The organism is Pseudomonas sp. S12(2018), assembly GCF_024355235.1.
Lineage (GTDB): Bacteria > Pseudomonadota > Gammaproteobacteria > Pseudomonadales > Pseudomonadaceae > Aquipseudomonas > Aquipseudomonas palmensis.
Map to the genome: position 1 here is coordinate 112,322 of NZ_QLAD01000002.1, position 18,000 is coordinate 130,321.

Consider the following 18,000-nt stretch of genomic DNA (forward strand, 5'->3'; position numbering starts at 1 on the left):
GTGGCTCAGGGAGAACGCCTATGCGCGTACTGATTTGCGCCGGCCGCCATTACGCCGACAGCCGGGTGTGCCGGCAGGTTCTGGAAGCTTTCCAGCGCCTGCACCCGGTGCAGGTGGTCATCCACGGTGGCAGTCAGTTCCTCGGTGCGCATATCGAGGACTGGGCCCGGGAAAACGCAGCCCACATCGTGCGCTACCCACCCAACTGGCAGCACCACGGCAAACAGGCCGAACGCCTGCGCAACCGCTTCATGCTGGCCGATAGCCGACCGGACATCGTGCTCGCGCTGCCCGGCGGGGCAGACACTGAAGAACTGCTCGACCAGGCCCGAAGCCAGGGCCTGCAGACACTCTCGGCAGGCAACCCGTAGACCGGTGACCCCCTCCCGCGCCAGCTCGCACCCAGCCGAGCTGGCGCGAACGCAATCTCCAGGTCAACCCGCAGATCACGGTTCAGTTGCTGAACAGGGAGGGAAATTCAACAGACGAAAAAAAACCCGCTTTCTCATGGAAAGCGGGCTTTTCGAAATGGTGGGTCGTGTAGGATTCGAACCTACGACCAATTGGTTAAAAGCCAACTGCTCTACCAACTGAGCTAACGACCCGTTGCGTGGGGCGTATAATACTGATTTCCTTAAGGAAATCAACACCCCACCGTAAAAAAAATCAAAAATATCGGGTAGGGTCGGTCACGCCGGCTGCCCGGAAGCCATCTGCACGCAGGCGGCAGCTGTCGCACTTGCCACAGGCACGGCCTTGATCGTCAGCCTGATAGCACGACACAGTGAGGCTATAGTCGACACCACGCGCCATGCCCGCCTGAACGATCTGCGCCTTGCTCAGGTTCTGCAACGGTGCCTGGATGCGAAAGCCCTGCCCCTCGACACCGGCCTTGGTGGCCAGGTTGGCCATGCGCTCGAATGCTTCGACGAACTCGGGACGGCAATCCGGGTAGCCCGAGTAATCCACCGCGTTCACGCCGATGAAGATATCCCGCGCCTGCAACACCTCGGCCCAGCCCAGCGCCAACGACAGGAACACGGTATTGCGTGCCGGTACGTAGGTCACTGGAATGCCTTCACCCGGCGTCTCGGGTACATCGATGCTGCTGTCGGTCAGCGCCGAACCACCAATGCCATCCAGGCTCAGGCCGATCACCTTGTGCTCGACTGCACCCAGGTCACGGGCAACTCGCGCAGCGGCGTCCAGCTCGGCGCGATGACGCTGGCCGTAGTCGAAACTCATGGTATAGCAGCTGTAGCCTTCGGCCTTGGCCATCGCGACCACCGTGGCCGAGTCCAGGCCACCAGACAGCAGGATTACCGCACGTTTCTCAGTCATGACATCACTCCCCAATCAGCGTCCCGGCTCGTCGTTCCACAATTGCTTGTGCAACTGCAGTTGAAAACGAACCGGCAAATTATCGGCCACGATCCAGTCGGCCAGGTCGCTGGCCTTGACCTGATGGTGGCTCGGCGAAAACAGCACCTCCCCGGCACGCTTCTCCAGACCATACTGGATCAGCTTGGACACCGCCCAGTCATAGTCTTCACGGGAACAGATGACGAACTTGACCTGATCGTTCGGGGTCAGCAGCTCGATATTCTCGTAGAGGTTGCGGTGCATCTCTTCGGAGCCCGGCGTCTTGAGGTCCACCACCCGGCTGACGCGCTGGTCGACCTTCGAGATGTCCAGTGCTCCGCTGGTTTCCAGCGACACCTCATAGCCGGCGTCGCACAATTGCTTGAGCAAGGGGATGGCGTTGGGTTGGGCCAATGGCTCACCGCCAGTGACGCACACGTAACGCGGGCGAAAACCAGCCACCTGCTCGAGAATCGAGTCGAGGCTGCGCACGGTGCCACCACTGAAGGCATAGGCACTGTCGCAATACTGGCAACGCAAAGGGCAGCCGGTGAGACGTACAAATACCGTGGGCAGCCCAGCGGTACGCGTTTCACCCTGCAACGAGTAAAAGACTTCGGTAATTCGTAATGTGTCTTGCATAGTCGCCACGGGCGTAACAGCTAAACAGGCTGTCCGCCTCCGTCAGGCACTGCAGCGAACCCGGCATCGCGTAGTTCGCAGCAGCGTGTGTCAATAAAAGGGCATCGATTCTAACGAAAAAACCCGCGACTAGCGCGGGTTTCTTCCAGGCGGGCAGTTCAGAGCTTCTGCAGGTCGCGCTGGGCCAACTGTGCGGCGGAGGTACCCGGGTACTGGGTGACCACCTGCTGCAGAATACCCTTGACCCGGTCGGTGTGACCCAGGCGGCGCTCGACATCGGCCAGCTTGTACAGCGAGTCCGGCACCTTGCTATGCTTCGGATACAGCTGGCTGACCTTGGCAAACGCCTGGCCGGCGCCCTGCAGGTCGCCCTTGGCAAGGTTCACTTCACCCAGCCAGTACTGGGCATTGCCGGCGTACTGACTGTTGGGGTACTTGCGCAGGAAGGCATTGAATGCCTGGCTGGCCTTGTCGAAATCCTTGGCCTTGATCAGGTCGAAAGCAGCGTCGTAATAGAGCTTTTCTTTCGCCGGGTCGCCAGGTTCGCTACTGGCCGCAGGGGCGGTGGCCGCGCCTGCAGCGGCACCGGCGGCTACATCGCCACCGGTGGAGGAATTCTCGGGAGTTGCAGCGGGTGCACCGCCGGCTCCGATACGCCGATCCAGGTCCTGGTAACGCTCCAGGCCTTCCTGTTTCAGGCGGGCTACATCGTTTTGCAGTTCTTCGATCACGCCTTGCTGGCGCGAAATCTGATCCTGCATCTGCTGCAATTGCATGAACAGCTGACCCTGCGCCGAGGCAGGGGCCGAAACCCCTCCCCCGGCGTAGGCGCCGCTCGTACCATAACCCGCTGGCGGATAACTGCTTGCGCCGTTATAGCCAGCGTTGTCATCAACAACAGGAACCTCGGCCCAGGCCACGAGTGGCAGGGCGAGAGCCAGGACGGTTACAGCACGGCGGCACGTTCGCATATCGAATTACTTACGCAGTTCGACGCGACGGTTCTGAGCCCAGGATTGCTCGTCGTTACCGGTAGCAACTGGACGCTCTTCGCCGTAGGAAACCAGTTCCAGTTGGGCTGGGGAAACGCCTTGCAGTACCAGGTAGCGCTGTACGGCTTTAGCACGACGCTCGCCCAGGGCCATGTTGTATTCGCGAGTACCACGCTCGTCGGTGTTGCCTTCCAGGACGACGCGAGCGCCATTGCCTTTCAGGTCTTTGGCGTGAACGTCCAGAGCGCGCATGGCTTCTGGCTTCAGGTCCGAGCTGTCGTATTCGAAGTAGAAGGTGGTGATTGCGCGCAGAGCGGCTTCTTCGCTCAGGGAACCGTCAACAGCACCGGTGTTAGCGCCGTAACCAGCGTTTGGATCAACAGCGCCTTCACCAGCGTTGTCGCCGCCCTTGGAGGAGCAACCTACAGCTACAGCCATGGCCAGAGCCAGCGCAGCAAACTTACCAAACTTCAGCATTTCCATCGTGAAACTCCTAATGAACCCCAATGTGTTAAGTGTTACGTAAAGCGCCGCGTCAGTTCAGGTAAGGGGACCAGGACGGTTCTCTGACTTCGCCTTGAGCGGTAGGAAGCGGGAGCCTCACGCGTCCGTTGAGAGAGACGAGCATCAAGACTCCCCGGCCCTGCTGGCGGGTGGCGTAGATTAGCATGGTGCCGTTGGGCGCAACAGTGGGTGACTCATCAAGACTTGTTTCAGAGAGGATTTTTACACTTCCTCGCTGCAAATCCTGCGCGGCCACCTTGAAGTTGGTGAAACCTTGCTGGCGATGAATCATTACCAGGGTCTTTTCATCCGCCGACAGTTTAGGGTTGGCGTTGTAGTTACCCACGAAAGTTACACGCTCGGCACCACCACCCGAAACGTTGGTTTTGTAGATCTGCGGCTTGCCGCCACGATCCGACGTGAAATAGATGGTCGAACCATCCTTGCCCCAGAACGGCTCGGTGTTGATACCCGGACCGGCCGTGACACGCGACATCTGGCGCGAAGCCATGTTCATCACATAGATGTCAGGGTTGCCGTCCTTGGACAGCACGAACGCCAGGCGCGAACCATCGGGCGACCAGGCTGGTGCACCGTTGAGGCCTTCGAAGTTGGTGATCTGCTCACGACGGCCAGTGTCGATGTGCTGTACGAAGATACGCGGACGACGCTGTTCGAACGACACATAGGCAATGCGCTTGCCGTCTGGCGCGAAGCGCGGCGACAGGATCGGCTCGCGCGACTGCAGCAGGGTCACGGCGCGGGCGCCGTCGTAGTCCGAACGCTGCAACGTGTAACGAGTGTTGTCCTTGGAGAAGCGTTCGGCGGTGACGTACAGCATGCGCGTGGAGAACGCACCCTTGATGCCGGTGAGCTTCTCGAACGACTGGTCGGCAATGTAGTGCGACATGTCACGCAGCTGGTCGGTAGTGCCCGAGACGCTGCCGGTCAGCACTTGCTGCTCGGTGGCGACGTTGAACAGCGCATATTGCACCTGCAGGCGACCGCCCGCTGGCACGATGCTGCCTACCATCACGTACTGGGCGCCCAGGGCCTTCCAGTCGCGGAAGATGACTTCGCTGGCCTGGCTAGGCTGGCTGATCATGTTCTGGCGCGGAATCGGTGCGTAGTAGCCGGAGTTGCGCAGGTCATTGCCAATGATATCGGCCATGTCCTCGGGCAGCACACTGCCACCCTGCAGGGCGAACGGCACGACCGCGATCGGCGTGGCACGGTCACTGCCGCTGGTGACCAGGATGTTCTTTTCTTCTGCAACGGCCATCCCTGCTGCGCAGCAGAGAACGACCAGCAGTCCTCTAAGAAGGTTAATCACAAGGCTAGATCCTCAGGTGTGAATGTCATCTTGAATGAACGATAGGGATTGAATTCGCTCGGTTTCAAGCCCTGCATTTCGGTCAGGCGGCCAATGTTCTTGACCGCTGCTACCGCAGAAGCATCGAACGGACCATCACCACTGGAGCGTGCAACGCTCACCGTGGTCACGGTGCCATCGGGCAACATGCCAATCTGCAGGACCACCGTCATGTTCTTGCGTGCAGAAGGTGGGCGCGCCCAGCCTTCGGCTGCGCGGGCACGTATCAGGTCGTCGAAGTCGCCGGCCACCTGGTCACCCTGCTCGTCGGCCAGCGCCTGCTGCCGTTCGGTGGAGTCGGACAACAGCTCGGCCAGGGCCTGGGCTTTCTTGTCTTCCGCCGCCTTGCGCGCCGCTTCTGCTGACTTCTTCTTGGCCGCATCGGCTGCGGCTTTCTTCTTGGCATCCTCGGCGGCCTTTTTCTTGGCCTCTTCGGCTGCCGCTTTTTTCTTCGCATCCTCGGCTGCCTTTTTCTTGGCATCCTCGGCGGCTTTCTTCTTGGCGTCTTCAGCGGCCTGCTTCTTGGCCTCTTCTGCTGCCTGTTTCTTGGCCTCTTCCTCGGCTTTCTTCTTGGCGAGGTCGGCCTGCTGTTTCTCTTCGACCTTCTTGGCTTCCTCGGCTTTCTTGGCCGCGTCCGCTTTTTTGGCCTCGTCGGCTTTCTTGGCCTCGTCGGCCTTCTTGGCTTCGGCCGCCTCGCGGGCTTCTTCGGCCTTTTGAGCCGCCTCTTCTTTCTTTTGTTCCGCAGCCTTCACCGCTTCCTGCTTCTGCTGCTCGACCTTCTTCTGTTCCATCTGCTCGACTTCGGTCTGGCGCGCAGCGGTTTTCTTCGCTTCACCCGCAATCTTCTGATTGGTCTGGGTGGTGGCCTGACTTTTGGACTTCAGCTGGTACAGGGTCGCCTGGACAATAGGCTTGGCCGGCGGCAGTTCCGGGGTCATGGCAAAGCTGACGAACAGCATGCCGAACACCAGAACGTGCAGCGCGATGGCCCAGACGCTGGGCCAGAAATAGCTTTCCGAGGCGGATGGCTCTCGCTGTTGCATCAGGGCGCCTCGGTAATCAGGCCAACGTTACCGACACCGGCCTTCTGCAACCCGCCCATGGCGCCCATCACCGCGCCATAGTCGACGGCCTTGTCGCCACGGATGAACACCTGGGTCTGTTTGCCCTGGTCACGTCCGGCCGCGATGATCTTGGTCACCGCGTCGGTCATTTGCGGCAAGGTCATGGCCTTGTCCATCTGCTTTTCGGTGTCGACTTCGCTGCCAAGGTTCCAGAAATAGGTCTTGTCGGCCTTGATCGAAATGGTAAGGATCTGGACGTTGTTGTCCTGCGGCAAGGCTTCGCTGGAAACCTTGGGCAGGTCGACCTTCACGCCCTGGTTGAGCATCGGTGCGGTCACCATGAAGATGACCAGCAGTACCAACATCACATCGATGTAGGGCACCACGTTCATCTCCGCGACCGGCTTGCGTTTGTGTCGAACTCGAGCCATGGGCTTTTACCTGATCACTCTTCGCTGGTGTGCACTTTACGGTGCAGGATGGCCTGGAACTCGTCGGCGAACGTGTAGTAGCGGCCGATCAAGACTTCACTGCGTGCAGCGAAACGGTTGTAGGCAATAACTGCCGGGATTGCGGCGAACAGGCCGATCGCGGTGGCGATCAGTGCCTCGGCGATACCCGGAGCCACAGTGGCCAGGGTCGCCTGCTGGGCCGAAGCCAGGCCGCGGAAGGAGTTCATGATGCCCCATACGGTACCGAACAGACCGATGTACGGGCTGGTGGAACCGACGGTGGCGAGGAACGGCAGGCTCTGTTCGAGCTTCTCTTCTTCACGCGAGATGGCCACGCGCATGGCCCGGCCAACGCCTTCCATCACGGCGTCAGGGTCGACACCCGGTTGCTGGCGCAGGCGCGAGAACTCCTTGAAGCCGGCACGGAAGACCTGCTCCACACCCGAGTCCGGGTCCGGGTTGCTGCCGGCCTGGCGGTACAGCTTGGACAGGTCGATGCCCGACCAGAAGCGCTCCTCGAAGCTTTCCAGCGCACGACGACCGGCACGCAGCATGGTGCTGCGCTGAAAAATCATGATCCACGAGGTCACCGATGCGGCCACCAGAATCAGCATGACCAGCTGCACCACGATGCTGGCATTACTGACCAGGCTCCACATGGAGGTATGGTCGACGACGTTAGCTTCCACGCTTAATCTCCTGCAATTGTTTGGTTACCCGCACCATCCGCCGCCACAAAGGCTGCACGCAGCTCGGAAGGAATGGCCCGGGGTTTGAACGTATCGGCGCGCACACAGGCCACCAGGAACTGCCCCTCGCAGAGCAGCGTTGCATCACGCTCGCGCCAGACCTGCTGCACGAAGCGCAGGCTGGCACGATTCAATTCAAGCACTTGTGCGGTGACCCGCAATTCATCGTCCAGGCGGGCCGGCGCGTGGTAGCGCGCCTCGCTGGAATGAACGACGAACAAGGTGTTCTGTTCTGCCATCGCAGACTGGGCAAAGCCCAGCTCGCGCAACCGCTCGGTGCGGGCACGCTCCATGAATTTCAGATAATTGACGTAATACACCACGCCGCCCGCATCGGTGTCCTCGTAATAGACGCGACAGCGATGTGCGAACGACTCAACCCCATTTTGCGCGCGCATACTCTAGTGCTAACTCCTCAGCTTGCCAATCCGCCCCACCAACTGTTTTTAACGGATTATGTCGTATTGCCAGCGCGACTCATGCGTGTCCGCCGATAGGACCACGAAAACGCCGGATAAGTCTGTCATTCATCGGCCAGGTCGGAAAAACCCTCGCCGTTGACCGACTCGCCCATGCGGCCCGGAATGTTCAGGCCAAAGTGCAGGTAGGCGTGCCGGGTCACCACGCGCCCACGGGGTGTGCGCATGATGTAGCCCTGCTGGATCAGGTAGGGCTCCAGCACGTCCTCGATGGTGTGACGTTCTTCGCTGATCGCCGCCGCCAGGCTGTCAACACCCACCGGGCCACCGTCGAACTTCTCGATCATGGTCAGCAGCAGGCGCCGGTCCTGGTGATCGAAACCACGCTCGTCCACGTCCAGCAGGTTCAGCGCCAGGTCGGCGATGGCCTTGGTGATGTCACCTTTGCCACGCACCTCGGCGTAGTCGCGTACACGACGCAGCAGACGGTTGGCGATACGCGGGGTGCCGCGGGCGCGCCGGGCGATCTCGAAGGCGCCCTCGTCCTCGATCGGCAGGCCCAGAATCCCGCCCGAGCGGCTGACGATGGTGGCCAGGTCTGCGGTGTTGTAGAACTCCAGGCGCTGCACGATACCGAAACGGTCGCGCAGCGGATTGGTCAGCATGCCGGCGCGGGTGGTTGCCCCGACCAGAGTGAACGGCGGCAAATCGAGCTTGATCGAACGTGCGGCCGGCCCCTCGCCGATCATGATATCCAGCTGGAAGTCTTCCATGGCCGGGTACAGCACTTCCTCGACGATCGGCGAAAGCCGGTGAATCTCGTCGATGAACAGTACATCGTGGGGTTCCAGGTTGGTCAGCAGCGCCGCCAGATCGCCCGGACGCTCAAGGATCGGCCCGGAGGTGCTCTTGATCGAAACGCCCATCTCCTGCGCGATGATGTTGGCCAGGGTGGTCTTGCCCAGGCCCGGCGGGCCGAAGATCAGCGTATGGTCCAGCGACTCGCTGCGCCCACGTGCCGCCTGGATGAAAAGCGCCATCTGCTCGCGCACCACTGGCTGCCCGATGTACTCGTCCAGGCGCAATGGCCGGATCGCCCGGTCCTGGACCTCTTCGCGGTCGCGCCCGGTAGCGGCTATGAGTCGGTCGGCTTCGATCACTTAAATCATCCCCTTGAGGCTGCGCCGGATCAGCTCTTCGCTGCTCAGGCCCTTGGCATCGATGGCCGCCACGGCGCGGCTGGCTTCCTGCGGCTTGTAGCCCAGCGAGATCAGCGCGCTGACCGCATCGGTTTCGGCAGTGGAGGCACTTGCCACCGGCTGCGGGCCGTCGGACACCAGGGTAAACAGGCTTGGCGCGGTTTCCCAGGCCTTGAAGCGGTCCTTGAGTTCGACCAGCAGGCGCTCGGCGGTCTTCTTGCCCACCCCCGGCACCTTGACCAGCGCCGAGGTGTCCTGGGCCTGCACGCAGCGTATCAGGTCGTCGACCTCCAGGCCCGACATCAATGCCAGGGCCAGCTTGGGCCCTACGCCGTTGAGGCGGATCAGCTCGCGGAACAACTCGCGCTCGCGCTTTTCGTGAAAGCCATACAGCAGGTGCGCGTCTTCACGTACCACCAGGTGGGTGTGCAGCGTCACTGCCTCGCCAACCTTGGGTAGGCGATACAGGGTGGTCATCGGCACCTCGAGCTCGTAGCCCAGGCCGTTGACATCGACAATCAGGTGCGGCGGCTGCTTTTCAGCCAGGGTACCGCGCAAACGTCCAATCACGTTCAGGTCCTTTATCCAGGGCGCCGGGGCGATCAAGCCCGCCATCAGCCGCCATGATTGCAAGCCGGCGGTGGCCGGCAAGCGAAATTGTGTTAACCGATGATGCTATCAGAGCCGCAGGCGGCCACTGCGGCTGCGTGCAGCGCCCAGCCCGTGCGGCACCAGGCTGGAACGGGTATGGGCATGGCACAGGGCGATGGCCAGGGCATCGGAGGCGTCTATCTGCGGCTTCTGGGTGAGCTTGAGCAGGTGCATGACCATCATCTGCACCTGTTCCTTGTTGGCCCCGCCCGTACCGGCGACCGCCTGCTTGACCTGGGTGGCACTGTACTCGGCGATCTCCAGGCCCTCTTCGACCCCGGCGACGATGGCGGCGCCGCGCGCCTGGCCGAGCTTGAGCGCCGAGTCGGCGTTGCGCGCCATGAACACCCGCTCGATACCCATGGTCACCGGCCCGTGCAACTGGATGATTTCGCGCACGCTGCGGTATACCACCTGCAGGCGCTCGGGCAGCTCGCCGCTGCCGGTACGGATGCAACCGGAGGCCACGTACTCGCACCCGCGCGCCGTGTGGCGCACCACACCATAGCCGGTAATCCGCGAGCCGGGGTCAATACCAAGAATCAGAGTCATATCGCCTGCGCAACCAGTGGCGCACCGGGGCGCCATTAAAAAGACAGAAGCCGGACCCGTCACAGGCACAAGGTGCCTGCGGACGAATCCGGCCTCGAGTACGCCAGAACTGAACCTTAGCCGAGTTGTTCCATGACTTCGTCAGGAATTTCGGCGTTGGAATACACATTCTGCACATCGTCCAGGTCTTCAAGCATGTCGATCAGCTTGAGCACCTTCTGTGCGCCCTCCAGGTCGAGTTCGGCGCTGGTGGTCGGCTGCATGACGATTTCCGCGTCCGCAGCCTTGAAGCCGGCAGCCTCCAGGGCAGTACGCACCGCATAGAAGCTGGCAAACGAGGTGAACACGTCGAACGAGCCATCTTCGTTGCTGACCACGTCGTCGGCATCGGCCTCCATCGCCGCTTCCATCAGCGCGTCTTCATCGACACCGGCGGCAAAGCTGATCTGCCCCTTGCGCTCGAACAGATAGGCCACCGAGCCATCGGTGCCCAGGTTGCCACCGCACTTGCTGAAGGCATGGCGCACGGCCGCGGCGGTGCGGTTGCGGTTGTCGGTCATGGCCTCGACCATGATCGCCACGCCGCCCGGGCCGTAGCCTTCGTAGCTGAGCTCTTCGACATTGTCGGCTTCGGTTGCGCCTGCACCACGGGCCACGGCGCGATCGATGATGTCGCGGCTCATGTTCGCGCCCAAGGCCTTGTCCAGCGCCAGGCGCAGGCGCGGGTTGGAATTCGGGTCACCACCGCCCTGCTTGGCAGCGACGGTCAGCTCACGAATCCACTTGGTGAAGATCTTGCCTCTCTTGGCATCCTGGCGCTCTTTGCGGTGCTTGATGTTCGCCCACTTGGAATGACCCGCCATAACTGACTCCAGAAATCCTTGAAACAAAACCACGCCCCCGCCAGAAGAAAACCTGGCGTGGGCAATCAATTCGGTATGCCGTAACGCAAAGGCGCATCCAAGTGGATGCGCCCCGGGCCCGCTTACTCAGCCTTGGGCTGTTCGCGCAGACGGATGTGCAGCTCACGCAGTGCCTTGGCATCGACCAGGCCTGGGGCCTGGGTCATGACGCACGCCGCGCTCTGGGTTTTCGGGAAGGCGATCACTTCACGAATCGACTGGGCGCCGGTCATCAGCATCACCAGGCGGTCCAGACCGAAGGCCAGGCCACCGTGCGGCGGTGCACCGAACTTCAGCGCGTCGAGCAGGAAGCCGAACTTCTCTTCCTGTTCCGCCGCCTCGATGCCCAACAGGCGGAACACGGCCTGCTGCATCTCTTTGCGGTGGATACGGATCGAACCGCCACCCAGTTCGGTGCCGTTGAGCACCATGTCATAGGCGCGCGACAGCGCGGTGGCCGGGTTGGCCTCCAGCTCTTCAGGGGAGCATTTTGGCGCGGTGAACGGGTGGTGCAGCGCCGTGAAGCTGCCGTCGTCGTTCTCTTCGAACATCGGGAAGTCGACAACCCACATCGGTGCCCATTCGCAGGTCAGCAGGTTGAAGTCGTTGCCGACCTTGATGCGCAGCGCGCCCAGGGCTTCGCTGACGATCTTGGACTTGTCGGCACCGAAGAACACGATGTCGCCATCGACCGCGCCCACGCGATCGAGGATCACGTTCAGGTTGGCCTCGGGGATGTTCTTGACGATTGGCGACTGCAGGCCCTCGACGCCCTTGGCGCGCTCGTTGACCTTGATGTACGCCAGGCCCTTGGCACCGTAGATGCCGACGAACTTGGTGTACTCGTCGATACGGCTGCGCGGCATGCTCGCCCCGCCCGGTACACGCAGTGCGGCAACGCGGCATTTCGGGTCGTTGGCCGGGCCGCTGAACACCTTGAAGTCGACCGCTTGCAGCTGGTCGGCCACATCCACCAGTTCCAGCGGGTTGCGCAGGTCAGGCTTGTCCGAACCGTAGCGGCGCATGGCCTCTTCGAAGGTCATGTGCGGGAATTCGCCGAACTCCAGGTCCAGGACTTCCTTGAACAGTTTGCGGATCATGCTTTCGGTCAGGCCCATGATCTCGGTCTCGTCCAGGAAGCTGGTCTCGATATCGATCTGGGTGAATTCCGGCTGGCGGTCGGCGCGCAGGTCTTCGTCGCGGAAGCACTTGGCGATCTGGTAGTAGCGATCGAAACCGGCCACCATCAGCAGTTGCTTGAACAGCTGGGGCGATTGCGGCAGGGCAAAGAAGCTGCCAGCGTGGGTACGGCTTGGCACCAGGTAGTCACGCGCGCCTTCCGGGGTAGCGCGGGTCAGGATCGGCGTCTCGACGTCGAGGAAGCCGTTTTCGTCAAGGAAGCGACGGATGCTGGTGGTGATGCGCGAGCGCAGACGCAGCTTCTCGGCCATCTCCGGACGACGCAGGTCGATGAAGCGATAGCGCAGGCGGGTCTCTTCACCCACGTCGGAGTACTCGTTGAGCGGGAACGGCGGGGTTTCCGCTTCGTTCAGCACTTCGAGCTCGTAGCCCAGCACTTCGATGGCGCCCGAGGCCATGTTGGCGTTGACTGCGCCTGCAGGGCGCGGACGCACCTTGCCGGTGATCTTCACCACGTACTCGCTGCGCACGCGGTCGGCGGCGGCAAAGCTTTCTGCGCGGTCCGGGTCGAACACGACCTGAGCCATGCCTTCGCGATCACGGATGTCGAGGAAAATCACCCCGCCGTGGTCGCGACGACGATGGACCCAGCCGCAAAGGGTAATTTCCTGACCTTCCAGGCTCTCGTTCAGTTGGCCGCAATAGTGGCTGCGCATCATGATGGTGGTTTCGCTTCTCGTCATTCGTGAATTCGGGTGTGGACCTTGCCGGCCCCAGGGGGCCCATAGTGCAAGACCCTGGCAGTACAGTTCAACTCAGTCGGCCTTGTCGGCGCCCGCCAGGTTCTTTTTGGTGCCGGTCTTGAAGTCGGTTTCATACCAGCCGGTGCCGCCCAGGCGGAAGCCCGGGGCAGAAATCAGCTTCTTCAGGGCAGGTGCCTGGCAGGCCGGGCAATCGGTCAGCGGCGCTGCGCTGATCTTCTGCAGAACTTCCATCTGGTGGCTGCAGGAACCGCATTGATAGTCGTACAGGGGCATTGGCGTATCTCGTTGACCACTGCGCGGGCCGCGCCACGCAGCAAAAAGCGGGATTATATATGGTTAACCGGGGCTGTGCAGCCCGCCCGCCGTGCCAGCGCACGAATGGTTCAGGGCTTGGCGCCGCCCCTCAGCACGTAGACCACGCAGATCACCCGCACCAGGCCGCTGAAATTCTTGACGCCGCCGTGGCGAAGGTGGACTTCGCGGTCCACATGGGACAGCACCGCATTGACCGTACACCGGTTGGCGGCGGCAATGCGCTCGAGGATTTTCCAGTAGACCTCTTCCAGGCGCAAGCAGGTGGCGAAGCCGTTGAGTCGCACCGAACGCGACAGCGGGCGCGCCAGGCCCATATTGAAATCTGCCTGAAAAGGATCACCAGGGGCCATACGAAGTTGCTCGGCGGTGCATGCACGTTCATTCACGACTCGCGACATATTCATCCCACGCATTGACTGACAGGAAGTTCATCACCGGGATACTTGCTATCCAGGTACCTGCCTATGAAGCGCTGTTCATCGTATTGCAACCAGCAGACCGCGAGCCTGCGCAGCGTAGGAATAACCTTTTAGTTGAGTTCATGTACCACACCTGCTGAAACTGTTCCACGCCGGCCGCAGCACGCAGGAAGTACCCATTAAAAAAGCCCGATTCCTCTAAAGAAGAATCGGGCTTGCGTCTTTCAACAGGCGCCTTTACAGGCGCCGAACACTCACTTGGCCAACAGCGAGCGCAGCATCCAGGCAGTCTTTTCATGGGCCTGCATGCGCTGGGTCAACAGGTCGGCGGTCGGCTCGTCGCTGACCTTGTCCAGCAACGGGAACAGGCTGCGCGCGGTACGCACCACGGCTTCCTGGCCATCGACCAGTTGCTTGATCATCTCTTCGGCCGCCGGCACACCTGGCTCCTCCTTGATCGAGGACAACTTGGCGTAGGTGGAATAAGTACCCGGCGCCGGGAAGCCCAGTGCACGAATTCGCTCGGCGATGGCATCGACTGCCAGGGCCAGTTCGTTGTACTGGCCTTCGAACATCAAGTGCAGTGTATTGAACATCGGCCCGGTCACGTTCCAGTGGAAGTTATGGGTCTTCAAGTACAGTACATATGTATCCGATAACAGATGCGACAAGCCGTCAACAATGGACTTGCGATCTTCTTCACTGATACCAATATCAATTGCCATGTACATTTCCTTCCTGTGATGTCAGTTCAACATGCTGGAAGCACTGTACCAAGAGTTGCGCGTGCCTGCAGCTCCGATTGCCGGTCTGGCGTGCGACACAGGGCTGCAGCCGCGCGGCCCGTTTGGGCCGCTGATTTGAGAAGCACCCGGCTTTGCTGTTAAATAGGCACCGTGCCGTCATTGCGCATTTTTTGTGCAATGGCGCATAGGCTGCAGCCACGCTTTGGCGCCTCATCGGTAACCGCGCACCGTGGGTTCAGCTCTTCCTGTGATATGCCTGAATAAAATGTGAGCCAAACCACCATGTTCAAGATCGTTCACCTGTTGACGGGCGCAGCTGCCTTGCTGCTGTCCCTGATTCCTAGCCTGAGGGGCGAAGCTGTCCCTTTCCTGCAACAACCCGATGCCATCTACCTGGCGCTCTTCGGGCTGCTCAACCTGATCCTGGTGCCTGTGCTGCCAATGCACTACCGCGGCGCGCGCCAGTACCTGCAACACACTGCCAGCGCGCTGCTGGTGCTTGCAGTGGTATTGCAAGCGGTCACTGTGCTGCTGCGCCCGGAGCTGGGCAATGTCGCGGCCATGGTCTGCGCTCTGCTGGCCGTGCTGCTGCATCTGGTGGCGGGCCTGGCCAAGGTTGGCCGTGCGCGCAGCCAGGCACCTGCCTACGACATGAGCAACCGCGACACGGGTACCGTGAAGTGGTTCAACACGTCCAAGGGCTTTGGATTCATTTCGCGGGATTCCGGCGATGACATCTTCGTGCACTTCCGGGCCATTCGTGGCGAGGGTCACCGGGTGCTGGTGGAGGGTCAGCGCGTGGAGTTTTCGGTGATGAACCGGGACAAGGGCCTGCAGGCCGAGGATGTGATTGCGGCACCGCGTCGCTGATCCTAGCGTGAAGAACCGCGACGGCCACTCGGCCGATCGCGGTTTTTTTACGCCTACTCACCCGCCCTGCTCTGCTGTCGATCTGCACTGAGCCTTTAAGCCCGCTGCGCGAGGCGCATGCATCAATAGTGCGGGGGCGGCGCTTCTTCCTCGTTGGACTCGTACTGCCCCACCATCTCCTCATAACGCTTGAGCAGCGCGCCCATCTGCAGCTGCAGCCGCTCAACCACCCGCTGCTGCTCCACCAGCACATCGTTCAGCGCCAGCAGCGTATCGTCCTGAAATGCCAGACGACTCTCCAACTCGGTTACCCGTGCTTCCAGGGTCATGATTCAAGCCTCGATCGGTTGAAGATAATCACCAAGCTCACGCTCGACGATGCGGCGCACATGAGCCAGCGCCTCGGCTGTATAAACCAGCGCCGGCACGCGCCCCCACACCGGGCCAGGCCATGCCACATCGCTCTGGCGTCGCACGATCACATGCATGTGCAACTGGCTCACGACGTTGCCCAGGGTCGCGACATTCATCTTGTCGGCATCGAACAGCCCGTCGAGCAACTTGGCCAGCAACGTGGTCTCTTGCCAGAGTTGCTGCTGCGCCTCTTCATCAAGTTCGAATACTTCGCTGACAGCAGGACGCCGCGGCACCAGAATGAACCACGGATAGTTAGCATCCTTACTAAGTAACAAGCGACAAAGAGGTAAGTCCCCCAACGCAATCGTGTCTTGTTGCAAACGTGAATCAAGAGCAAACACAGAACAATCTCCTCGCACCTTTCAATCCCGATACCTGCACCCGGCAGGTGATTGACGCAAGGATACTCCCGATTGGAGTCACAGGCATGAGTACATGGCGCTCCATCCCGGGGCAGGCAGACCACACTGCACGCAGGAGGTCCGCTCACGCCGGTAACAAAACGCTACTTTTCGCACCAAAATAGCGCCTCGCGAACACAATCAGCACCGCCTCCTACCGAAAACTACTCACTTGTCCTACAAGCCGGTAACGTTTTGACTTCAAAGTCGATTTTTTGCTTATTCCGCGACGGCATCGACCCTCAAACCAAAAGATCTGTACACCCCCGGTTTTCGGGCTCCACGCGCCCTTCGGCCGACGAAATGTGAAAATTTCATCAACACACAGCGCAATTGAGCACGCTTGTTGCATTCATCTCTGCCCAACGTCGGCATGGCGCCTGCATAAGCAAGCCAAGTGCGACAAATAACAACAGCTGCAAGGGCAACCAGGGAGTTTTGGCATCAAAGGCTTGGCGTGATTGCGCTGCCTTTGCTGCTCTGCGAAACAGCGCTGTAGTTGAACGCACCGGTCATGCCGGGGCGTAATTTGCGACAGGGATTTAACCGTTTGCGACGGGACCATAAAGTTAATGAAAGGTTCCTTTCGCAAGTATCGCCAACGACAGTCAGCGTGATATACATTTCGCCGACTCAAAAAAGAAAGAGCCGCCCCATAAAAAAACCAGGGGGCAAGGCCGTAATCTTCCAAAACCAAAGGAGCAAATCACGATGCGCGTGATGAAGTGGAGCATAATCGCCCTGGCCGTAGCGGCAGGCACCTCGCAGCTGGCCATGGCGTCTTCTCAGGATGAATCCAAGGGGTTTGTAGAAGACAGCAGCTTGAACGTCAAACTTCGCAACCTGTACTTCAGCCGTGACTACCGCAACGTCCCCAACACCGAGCAGAGCCGCGCTGCAGAGTGGGGCCAAGGCTTCATCGGCACCTTCGAGTCGGGCTTCACCCAAGGCACCATCGGCGTCGGCGTCGACGCAATCGGCATGCTGGGTCTGAAACTGGACGGCGGCAAGGGCACTGCCGGCACCGGCCTGTTCCCGACCGGCTCCGACGAACGCTCGCAGGACGACTACTCCAAAGGCGGCGCAGCCATCAAGTTCCGGATTTCCGACACCGTCCTGAAAGTGGGTGACCAGTTCACCTCGCTGCCAGTGCTGGCCACCGACGACAGCCGCCTGCTGCCTGAAATGGCCCAGGGCGCGTTGATCACCAGCAACGAAATCAAGGGGCTGACGCTCAACGCCGGTCGCTTCACCAGCATCACCGCACAAGACCAGACCAACCGTGACGGCGGCATCCACCTGACCAAGGCCGACGTACTGGGCGGCACCTACGCGTTCAGCGACGAGCTCAGCACCAGCCTCTACTACTCCAAGGTCGAAGACTACTGGCGCAAATACTACGCCAACGTGAACTGGAGCCTGCCGATCAACGACGAGCAGGGCCTGGTGTTCGACTTCAACTTCTACAACACCAAGAGCACCGGCGCCGCGCTGGAAAAAGCCTACGACGGCGACAAGATCGACAGCCGTGCATTCAGCCTGTCCGCCGCCTACACCATCGGCGCGCACACCTTCACCCTGGCGCACCAGCGCATCAGCGGCGACGGCGGCTACGCCTACGGCGTCGACGGCGGCGGTACCGTGTTCCTGGCCAACTCGGTGGCACGTTCGGACTTCAACTCCGAAGACGAGAAATCCTGGCAGGCTCGCTACGACATCAACATGGCCACCTTCGGCGTACCGGGCCTGAGCTTCATGACCCGCTACATCCGTGGTACCGATGCCAACGTTTCCTCCGGCAACAACGGCAAAGAGTGGGAACGCGACATCGAAGCCAAGTACGTACTGCAGGAAGGCCCGGCCAAAGACCTGAGCTTCCGCGTTCGCCAGGCCACCTACCGCTCCAGCGATGCGGTGTACAACAACTCGTCGCCTTCGATCGACGAACTGCGCCTGATCGTCGAGTACCCGCTGAGCATCCTGTAAGCCTTCCGGCTCACGGACCCCAGCTCGAAAAAGCCCGGCCCTGCCGGGCTTTTTCTTTTGTGTTGATGCACTTGGCGCAGTT

General features: G+C 60.8%; 22 protein-coding genes and 1 tRNA gene. 3 read left to right on the plus strand and 20 right to left on the minus strand.

Features of this window, described 5'->3' with window-relative positions; all coding sequences use genetic code 11:
• Positions 1-20: 20 nt before the first annotated feature.
• Positions 21-371, plus strand: coding sequence for a DUF2493 domain-containing protein (locus DN388_RS04365; RefSeq protein WP_078480038.1), 351 nt, complete (start codon positions 21-23; stop codon positions 369-371).
• Between the two features lie 158 nt (positions 372-529).
• Here the strand turns inward: DN388_RS04365 and DN388_RS04370 are convergent.
• From DN388_RS04370 to DN388_RS04455, 18 genes are all read right to left on the minus strand, one after another.
• Positions 530-605, minus strand: a tRNA-Lys gene (locus DN388_RS04370).
• Between the two features lie 61 nt (positions 606-666).
• Positions 667-1,341: a 7-cyano-7-deazaguanine synthase QueC gene (queC, locus tag DN388_RS04375; RefSeq protein WP_058541509.1), complete on the minus strand. Its 675-nt coding sequence runs from the start codon at positions 1,339-1,341 to the stop codon at positions 667-669.
• 15 nt (positions 1,342-1,356) lie between these two features.
• On the minus strand, positions 1,357-2,004 hold the full coding sequence (gene queE / locus DN388_RS04380; protein ID WP_043864236.1) for a 7-carboxy-7-deazaguanine synthase QueE: 648 nt from the start codon (positions 2,002-2,004) through the stop codon (positions 1,357-1,359).
• A gap of 158 nt (positions 2,005-2,162) precedes the next feature.
• Positions 2,163-2,975 carry a tol-pal system protein YbgF gene (gene ybgF, locus DN388_RS04385; RefSeq protein ID WP_054914972.1) on the minus strand — a complete coding sequence of 271 codons (813 nt, stop codon included), beginning with the start codon at positions 2,973-2,975 and terminating at the stop codon, positions 2,163-2,165.
• A gap of 6 nt (positions 2,976-2,981) precedes the next feature.
• Positions 2,982-3,479: a peptidoglycan-associated lipoprotein Pal gene (pal, locus tag DN388_RS04390; protein ID WP_042121796.1), complete on the minus strand. Its 498-nt coding sequence runs from the start codon at positions 3,477-3,479 to the stop codon at positions 2,982-2,984.
• Positions 3,480-3,531: 52 nt separating this feature from the next.
• Complete coding sequence (gene tolB / locus DN388_RS04395; protein ID WP_213085823.1) at positions 3,532-4,782, minus strand: Tol-Pal system beta propeller repeat protein TolB; 1,251 nt, start codon at positions 4,780-4,782, stop codon at positions 3,532-3,534.
• A gap of 47 nt (positions 4,783-4,829) precedes the next feature.
• Positions 4,830-5,915, minus strand: coding sequence for a cell envelope integrity protein TolA (gene tolA / locus DN388_RS04400; protein ID WP_043864239.1), 1,086 nt, complete (start codon positions 5,913-5,915; stop codon positions 4,830-4,832).
• Entirely contained in the window at positions 5,915-6,367 is a 453-nt protein-coding gene (tolR, locus tag DN388_RS04405) for a protein TolR (protein ID WP_043864240.1), read from the minus strand. Before tolR ends, tolA begins: the two co-directional genes overlap by 1 nt.
• Before the next feature lie 14 nt (positions 6,368-6,381).
• Entirely contained in the window at positions 6,382-7,077 is a 696-nt protein-coding gene (gene tolQ / locus DN388_RS04410; RefSeq protein WP_043864241.1) for a protein TolQ, read from the minus strand.
• A gap of 2 nt (positions 7,078-7,079) precedes the next feature.
• Complete coding sequence (gene ybgC / locus DN388_RS04415) at positions 7,080-7,535, minus strand: tol-pal system-associated acyl-CoA thioesterase (protein WP_043864242.1); 456 nt, start codon at positions 7,533-7,535, stop codon at positions 7,080-7,082.
• A gap of 125 nt (positions 7,536-7,660) precedes the next feature.
• A complete protein-coding gene (gene ruvB, locus DN388_RS04420; protein ID WP_043864243.1) occupies positions 7,661-8,716 on the minus strand; it encodes a Holliday junction branch migration DNA helicase RuvB in 1,056 nt (351 codons plus the stop codon).
• Positions 8,717-9,325 (minus strand): Holliday junction branch migration protein RuvA, encoded by a 609-nt coding sequence (gene ruvA, locus DN388_RS04425; protein ID WP_043864300.1) that lies wholly within the window; start codon positions 9,323-9,325, stop codon positions 8,717-8,719.
• Positions 9,326-9,433: 108 nt separating this feature from the next.
• Entirely contained in the window at positions 9,434-9,958 is a 525-nt protein-coding gene (gene ruvC, locus DN388_RS04430) for a crossover junction endodeoxyribonuclease RuvC (protein ID WP_043864244.1), read from the minus strand.
• A 116-nt stretch (positions 9,959-10,074) separates the two neighbouring features.
• Complete coding sequence (locus tag DN388_RS04435) at positions 10,075-10,821, minus strand: YebC/PmpR family DNA-binding transcriptional regulator (RefSeq protein ID WP_043864245.1); 747 nt, start codon at positions 10,819-10,821, stop codon at positions 10,075-10,077.
• A gap of 122 nt (positions 10,822-10,943) precedes the next feature.
• Positions 10,944-12,719, minus strand: a complete 1,776-nt coding sequence (gene aspS, locus DN388_RS04440) for an aspartate--tRNA ligase (RefSeq protein ID WP_043864301.1) — start codon at positions 12,717-12,719, stop codon at positions 10,944-10,946.
• Positions 12,720-12,815: 96 nt separating this feature from the next.
• A complete protein-coding gene (locus DN388_RS04445) occupies positions 12,816-13,037 on the minus strand; it encodes an FmdB family zinc ribbon protein (protein WP_043864246.1) in 222 nt (73 codons plus the stop codon).
• Between the two features lie 110 nt (positions 13,038-13,147).
• Complete coding sequence (locus DN388_RS04450) at positions 13,148-13,477, minus strand: ribbon-helix-helix domain-containing protein (RefSeq protein WP_043864247.1); 330 nt, start codon at positions 13,475-13,477, stop codon at positions 13,148-13,150.
• A gap of 275 nt (positions 13,478-13,752) precedes the next feature.
• Positions 13,753-14,223 (minus strand): Dps family protein, encoded by a 471-nt coding sequence (locus DN388_RS04455; RefSeq protein ID WP_043864248.1) that lies wholly within the window; start codon positions 14,221-14,223, stop codon positions 13,753-13,755.
• Between the two features lie 303 nt (positions 14,224-14,526).
• Between DN388_RS04455 and DN388_RS25345 the strand changes: the two genes are divergently transcribed.
• Positions 14,527-15,114 (plus strand): cold-shock protein, encoded by a 588-nt coding sequence (locus DN388_RS25345; RefSeq protein WP_043864302.1) that lies wholly within the window; start codon positions 14,527-14,529, stop codon positions 15,112-15,114.
• A gap of 122 nt (positions 15,115-15,236) precedes the next feature.
• Here the strand turns inward: DN388_RS25345 and DN388_RS04465 are convergent, their stop codons facing one another.
• Complete coding sequence (locus DN388_RS04465; RefSeq protein WP_043864249.1) at positions 15,237-15,443, minus strand: SlyX family protein; 207 nt, start codon at positions 15,441-15,443, stop codon at positions 15,237-15,239.
• A 3-nt stretch (positions 15,444-15,446) separates the two neighbouring features.
• Complete coding sequence (locus DN388_RS04470; protein WP_043864250.1) at positions 15,447-15,872, minus strand: HIT domain-containing protein; 426 nt, start codon at positions 15,870-15,872, stop codon at positions 15,447-15,449.
• A 771-nt stretch (positions 15,873-16,643) separates the two neighbouring features.
• On the opposite strand from DN388_RS04470, the gene DN388_RS04475 reads away from it, so the two are divergent.
• The gene (locus DN388_RS04475) at positions 16,644-17,918 is read left to right on the plus strand and encodes an OprD family porin (protein WP_043864251.1); all 1,275 of its coding nucleotides are present in this window, start codon (positions 16,644-16,646) and stop codon (positions 17,916-17,918) included.
• Positions 17,919-18,000 lie beyond the last annotated feature (82 nt).